The sequence below is a fragment of the Psychromonas sp. psych-6C06 genome (assembly GCF_002835465.1).
GTDB lineage: Bacteria > Pseudomonadota > Gammaproteobacteria > Enterobacterales > Psychromonadaceae > Psychromonas.
Map to the genome: position 1 here is coordinate 719260 of NZ_PIZM01000001.1, position 7020 is coordinate 726279.

A 7020-nucleotide genomic window follows, 5' to 3' on the forward strand; every position below is an offset into this window, starting at 1 on the left:
TTATGAAGGTGTGACAACTTGATAAATCGCATCACATAATTGTTTAAGTTGTGCCTCCGTAATAATGTAGGGAGGCATAACATACACTAGCTTGCCAAAAGGGCGTATCCACACGCCAAGTTCAACAAACTTCTTCTGCACTACGGCGACATCTACCGCTTCATTTAACTGTACAACCCCGATGGCCCCTAATACACGCACAGACTTCACCGTTGATAATGTGTGACAGGGCGATAAATATTGTTGTAACCATTGTTCAATCTGTTTTACGGATTGTTGCCAGTTCATGTTCATCAATTTATCAAGACTTGCATTTGCAACGGCGCAGGCTAATGGATTGCCCATAAAAGTGGGGCCGTGCATGAATACGCCCGCTTTGCCATCACTGATAGTTCGTGCGATATGCTCTGTTGTGAGTGTAGCGGCTAAACTCATATAGCCCCCCGTTAATGATTTACCCACACAGATAATATCGGGGTTGATATCGGCATGTTCACAGGCAAATAGTTTACCGGTACGGCCAAAGCCAGTTGCTATTTCATCGGCGATAAGCAGTAGATCATATTCATCGCATAATGCGCGTACACCCTTTAAATATTCAGGATGATAGAAATACATCCCGCCTGCACCTTGTACAATCGGCTCTAAAATAATGGCCGCGATATTGCTTTTATTATTTATAACCAGTTCTGTTATCTCGAGTAATGAGTCACTATTCCATTGCTCATGAAAACAGATACTAGGTTGAGGCGCGAAAATTTGCTCAGGTAAAAAACGATGATAAAGATCATGCATCGCACCCTCGGGATCAGTGACACTCATCGCCCCAAAAGTATCACCATGGTAACCATTACGAATAGTGAGAAACTGACTTTTAGGCGTTCCTTTGGCATGCCAATATTGCAACGCCATCTTTAGTGATACCTCGACAGCGACACTGCCGGAATCACATAAGAAAACCTTTTCAAGATGTTTAGGCGTCATCGATACTAACTTTTTGCCTAACTCAATAGCAGGTTGATGGGTTAAACCGCCAAACATCACATGTGCCATTTTATCGATTTGATTTTTAGCAGCTGCGTTAAGTTCAGGCACATTATAGCCAAACAAACAGGCCCACCAAGATGACATCCCGTCGATTAATTTTTCGCCACTTTCAAGCGTCAGCAAACATTGTTCGGCTGATTCAACACCATAACAGGGCAATGGTTCGCTCATTGATGTGTAAGGATGCCAGAGGTGCTTTTTGTCAAACTGATGATCTAAACTCATAATTGCTCGTTATTTATACAGATGTAAAGAAATATACCAAGAAAAGTTGACAGTGTAACGATGAACTTTAAAATGTGAAAATATTTTTAAAGTCATTATTTCAAGGGAAAGCCAAATGAGTCATACCACAGTGCGTAATAATTGGACCGTCGATGAAGTTGAGGCGATGTTCGCATTACCCTTTATGGATTTACTTTTTGAAGCGCAGACAATTCATCGTGCTAACTTTCCAAAAAATCAAGTACAGGTTAGTACACTATTGTCTATTAAAACGGGTGCTTGTCCTGAAGATTGTAAATATTGCCCGCAAAGTGCGCGTTACGATACAGGCCTTGAAAAAGAGACGTTAATGGAAGTTAACAAAGTAATAAAGGCTGCTAAAGATGCAAAAGCGACAGGCTCAACGCGTTTTTGCATGGGCGCTGCTTGGAAAAACCCCAAACAACGTGACATGCCATATTTAGTTGAAATGATCAAAGAGGTTAAATCGTTAGGTTTAGAGTCTTGTATGACATTAGGTATGCTCGATAACGATCAAGCAACACAACTAGCTGATGCCGGTCTGGATTATTATAATCATAATCTAGATACCTCTCCTGAGTATTACGATAAAATTATTACTACGCGTAGCTATCAAGATCGATTAGATACGCTTGATAACGTGCGAAGTGCGGGAATGAAAGTGTGTAGCGGTGGTATTGTTGGTTTAGGCGAGCAGGGAAAAGATCGTTCAGGCTTATTAGTACAATTAGCCAATATGCCACAACAGCCAGAAAGCGTGCCTATTAATAAATTGGTAAAAGTGCAAGGTACACCACTAGACAATGTGGATGATCTTGATGAGTTTACCTTTATCAAAACTATTGCCATTGCAAGAATCATGATGCCTAAGTCACACGTGCGTTTATCTGCAGGACGCGATGCTATGTCCGAACAAACACAAGCACTGTGTTTTATGGCAGGGGCAAACTCAATTTTCTATGGCTGTAAACTACTCACAACTGACAATCCCGATGAAAATTCAGATATGCAACTGTTTAAGAAATTAGGCATCAATAAAGAAGCGGTGAATCTGTCCCCCTTTGAAAAAGAACAAACTGTTGATGCTGCAATCATTCGCCATGCTGAAAAAGATGAATTGTTCTACGATGCAACAGCGAAGCTATAATAGTGGCCTTTGATTTTATATCACAACAGTTAGACACGCGAAAAAATGACGGTTTATACCGTCAAACGCAGACAGCGCAAACGCCACAGGGCCGTTATATCACGGTTAATGGCCAGCGTTATTTAAATTTTTCAAGTAATGATTATCTTGGGCTTGCCTCTGATCCAGCGGTTATCACTGCCTGGCAGGAAGGGGCTGATCGATATGGTGTCGGCAGTGGCGGTTCGTATCTTGTCACCGGTTATAACCAAGCACACCTCGAATTAACCGAACAACTCAAAGCATGGCTAGGTGTAGAAGCCTTAGCGCTATTTAGCTCTGGCTACTCCGCGAATCAAGCCATTATCAAACTGTTACTTGATAAAAATGCGTTATTACTGCAAGACAAATTAAACCATGCCTCATTGATGGAAGCGGGCAGTTTAGCTCATTGTAAAATGTTACGTTTTAAACATAATGACAGCGCTCATCTCTGCAGTTTGCTAGAAAAACAACAAAATCCAAATACGCTCATCATTAGTGAAGGGGTTTTCAGTATGGATGGTGATCAAGCGCCCATCGCTTCATTACTGCAATCGAGCCAACAACATAACAACTGGTTGATGATAGACGATGCCCACGGACTTGGGGTATTAGGTGAAAATGGACGAGGCAGCGTCGTAGAAGCTGGTTTTAAGAATCAAGACTTACAAATATATATGGCAACATTTGGTAAAGCACTCGGTGTTGGTGGTGCTTTTGTCGCAGGTAGCCAATCATTTATTGATTACCTGACCAACTTCAGCAAGCCCTATATCTATACAACGGGACTACCGCCAGCGATGGCGCATGCCATTATGATAGCCGCCCAAATGGCTGAACAAGAGCAATGGCGACGTGATAAATTACACTCGCTTATTCACTACTTTCGCCAACAAGCAACCTTGCACGGGATTGTTTTATCTGCGACCAATTTACAGGAATCACAAACTGCGATTCAACCTATCATCATTGGCGATAGTAAAAAAACGCTCATTGTTGCAGAACAATTAAAGAAATTTGGTTTTTGGGTAACCGCTATTCGTCCACCGACAGTCCCTGTCAATAGTGCTCGCCTACGAATAACCCTTACTACGCGTCATGAACAACAGGATATCAAAGAGTTGGTCAGTACAATCTCAACGATATTAAGTGAGCACTAATGCGCCTTAATATCGATAAAAAAGCAGTTCAAAGCTCGTTTTCAAAAGCAGCACCTCATTATGATCAATTTGCACAATTACAACGCGATATTGGTGAGCAATTACTGCATAACGTCGTAAATGATAACACAGCGACCGCAACACCTATGCCATTAGCGAGCAAGATAGTCGACCTTGGTTGTGGCACCGGATATTTTAGTGAAAAACTAAATCAAGCCTTTGTCGATGCAGAGTTAACCTGTTTTGATCTCTCCGAGGCGATGTTAAAACAAACACAACAACGGTCATTAAAAAATGTCACCTTTGAACAAGGGGATATTGACCAATTACCCTTTGCTAACGAGAGTGTCGATATCATCTACTCTAACCTCGTTGTGCAGTGGAGTGAAAATTTAAAGCACTGTTTACAACAAATAAAAAAAGCGCTCTCACAAGACGGTAAGGCTTACATATCCACTTTATTATCAGGTACATTATTTGAGCTTACAGAAGCATGGAAACAGGTTGATGACGCTGTGCATACCAATCGATTTCTCGCGTTAGAGGAAGTCAACTTGATTTTATCTGAGCTTAACTTCAGTAAAGTTCAAATAAAAACTGAAACACGAACTTTGCAATATGATAGCGTAATCGAAGTGATGCGAGCGCTAAAAGGTATCGGCGCCAATCATGTCCACAGAGATGACAACCAAAATATAAAGCCCACAGGAAAAGATCGCTTAATCAAGCTCGATATGGGATACGCCCCCTTTAAAAACGCACAGGGAAAGCTAAATTTAACTTATCAAGTTTGTTACATTGAGGTACTAAAATGACACAGACCTTTTTCATTACCGGTACTGACACCGATGTTGGTAAAACCGTATGTTGCGCGGCTTTATTACAAGCTGCAAATCAGCAAGGATTGAAAACCCTTGCTTATAAACCCATAGCTGCAGGTTGCGAGAAAACGAGTGCAGGCTTGCGAAATGATGATGCATTGACGTTGCAACAATACAGTAATATTGAAGCTGACTACGATCTCATTAATCCTATTGCTTTTGAACAACCGATTGCACCACATATTGCTGCCGAATTGGAAAACAGGTCAATCAGTATCGACAATATTACCCTAGGGCTTGAAAAACTACAAAGCTATCATCCCGATGTTTTATTCGTAGAGGGAGCTGGTGGCTGGTCTTTACCGTTAAATAATAAACAACTGCTTTCTGATTGGGTTGAAGCGCAACAATTATCAGTGATTATCGTCGTCGGTATGAAGCTAGGTTGCCTCAATCATGCACTACTAACTTACCAAACTATCAAAAGTGCTGGATTAAAAGTGGCAGGGTGGATTGCAAATCAGACGCAAACTGAAATGCCTTATTACGCACAAAATTTAGCATTATTAAATGCCAAGATAGACGCGCCACTGTTAGCTGAGATCCCCCATCTGCCTCAAGCGGAGCATCATAACCTTGGGCAGTATGTTGATCTTAAGTCATTAAAGATCTGAATATGGACTTCGCACACAGTTAGCTCCGGCCTGTAAAACATGTGTGTATATTTGTGTTGTGCGTAAGTCAGAGTGTCCTAATTGCTCTTGTACCGTGCGAATATCAGCCCCACGCTGTAAAAGATGAGTTGCAAATGAATGGCGCAACGTGTGGCAAGTCACTGGCTTATTAATCGCGACAGCTTTAGAAGTTTCCCGTACCGCTTTTTGTAAATTTGATTCATGTACATGATGACGTCGATATAACTGTACACTAGGATCCATCGATAACCTTGCAGAGGGAAAAAGATAGTGCCAATTAAATTCCTTCTCAGCATTAGGGAATTTAAGTGCCATCGCATAGGGTAAATATACACCAGCATATTGTGTGCTATGAATGTCTTGTTGATAATACAACTGCGCTGCGGCTACCTGCTTTTTAAGTGGCTCGACCAATTCCTTAGCCAAAGTAACACGTCGATGTTTGCCACCTTTACCATGCCATATTTGAATAGATAAATAATCTAGATCGATATCTTGCACCCGTAACCTCACTACCTCCATTAAACGCAAACCACTGGCATAGAGTAATTGAATAGGCAGGGAGACAGGTGCAGGAATATTTTTTAATAATAAAGCGGTTTCTTCCGGTGTTAAAACAACCGGTAATTTGGGCTGTGCTGAGGTTCTGTTATATTTTAAATCCAAGGTAAGCGGATTATCTAAAAACTCTTTATATAAATAAACAATCGCATTAAGGGCCAAAGCCTGAGTTTTTGGAGCAACATTCCGATTGTTCGCTAAGTGAGAAAGAAACTGCTCGACCTCTTTATCATGGCACTGTGTGGGATGTTTCTTTTGATTGAAAAGAATAAAGGCTTTTATCCAGTGCACATAACTTTCAATGGTACGCTTTGCATAACGACGCATCTTCATATTTTCAGCAACAGCTTTGATAAAAGGCGACTTCATTTAGCAACTCCCAATTAAAAACACATGTATTTATATACAGTATAGTTGTTTTTCCACCTTTTAGTATGAAACACAACTATTTTTAGGTGTACTCAGTGACTTATCGTTGATTTATTTAGTTAAGTTATTGTTATAAATGATACAGCCTGTAAAATATTTGAATTATTTTATAGCGATGGATCCCACCTTTCTTCCGTAGATTGTGATTTTATCCGTCTAATAAGCTGTTAGTTGGTTTTTAAAATCGTGGTTGGTAATTCTTTCTACGAAGTATTTCAGGCTAAGGTTTGAGCTTGGTAATCTTCAAAGCCGTTGCCTTTTAGTTTTCGTTTGTAACTCGCTCATTCCGCCAAAATATGCAGTCGCTAATAGTCGTCTGGTGCAAAGTTTAATTCGTGGTTTATTCATAACTCTCGGCTCCATTAGCTCCGCTTATTTTATAATGGCGTCATTCTGGTTTCTAGTTTTCAAGGTGTAACCACGAGAGTGATGTTTAGTTGAATTGAATCCAAGTTTTTCAATATGTTACTAGATAGTTTTTCTTATTTTGGTTATCGTGTTTCTTAAGGTAATTAATACTGCCAAACACAACTAACAAGCACTTTAAACGGAACAAAAACAGTTGGCTTTGTTTCGCTTCGCTCCACATTATAGCCAACAATTTTTGTCCGCTTAAGTGGGCGTTATCAGGCTTACGTAAATAGCTTTTGGGTTGTTGTGAGTTTGGTCGTATTTGGAAGGGCTGTTTTCAATTGAATGTGTTTTGCCTTGTGGTTTTAAAGTAACATTCAAAGTGTTTCAGTTTCGGTGTTAAATCTTGGTTTTCACTGGATTTTAAATAAGTGTTCAGTTTCACATTCGTTGTGCAATTTTCCATTTATTAACGGCGCTAAAACCTGTTTAGGTTCCCAATCGCCGTGCTACACAGGCGTTTAAACGGAACAAAAAACATT

Annotated in this window: 6 protein-coding genes; 4 read left to right on the forward strand and 2 right to left on the reverse strand. The window is 40.4% G+C overall.

From position 1 onward, the window contains the following. Positions 1–1272 (reverse strand): adenosylmethionine--8-amino-7-oxononanoate transaminase, encoded by a 1272-nt coding sequence (bioA, locus tag CW745_RS03160; protein ID WP_101107051.1) that lies wholly within the window; start codon positions 1270–1272, stop codon positions 1–3. A gap of 115 nt (positions 1273–1387) precedes the next feature. Between bioA and bioB the strand changes: the two genes are divergently transcribed. Genes bioB through bioD form a run of 4 tightly spaced genes read left to right on the forward strand, consistent with a single transcriptional unit; the run spans position 1388 to position 5116 of the window. Continuing rightward, positions 1388–2440, forward strand: coding sequence for a biotin synthase BioB (gene bioB, locus CW745_RS03165; protein WP_101107052.1), 1053 nt, complete (start codon positions 1388–1390; stop codon positions 2438–2440). A 2-nt stretch (positions 2441–2442) separates the two neighbouring features. After that, positions 2443–3621, forward strand: a complete 1179-nt coding sequence (gene bioF, locus CW745_RS03170; RefSeq protein WP_101107053.1) for an 8-amino-7-oxononanoate synthase — start codon at positions 2443–2445, stop codon at positions 3619–3621. Then, positions 3621–4436: a malonyl-ACP O-methyltransferase BioC gene (bioC, locus tag CW745_RS03175; RefSeq protein WP_101107054.1), complete on the forward strand. Its 816-nt coding sequence runs from the start codon at positions 3621–3623 to the stop codon at positions 4434–4436. The genes bioF and bioC overlap by 1 nt, the downstream gene beginning before the upstream one ends. Then, positions 4433–5116 (forward strand): dethiobiotin synthase, encoded by a 684-nt coding sequence (gene bioD / locus CW745_RS03180; protein WP_101107055.1) that lies wholly within the window; start codon positions 4433–4435, stop codon positions 5114–5116. The genes bioC and bioD overlap by 4 nt, the downstream gene beginning before the upstream one ends. Here the strand turns inward: bioD and CW745_RS03185 are convergent. Further along, positions 5105–6067, reverse strand: coding sequence for an integron integrase (locus CW745_RS03185; protein WP_101107056.1), 963 nt, complete (start codon positions 6065–6067; stop codon positions 5105–5107). The genes bioD and CW745_RS03185 overlap by 12 nt on opposite strands. Positions 6068–7020 lie beyond the last annotated feature (953 nt).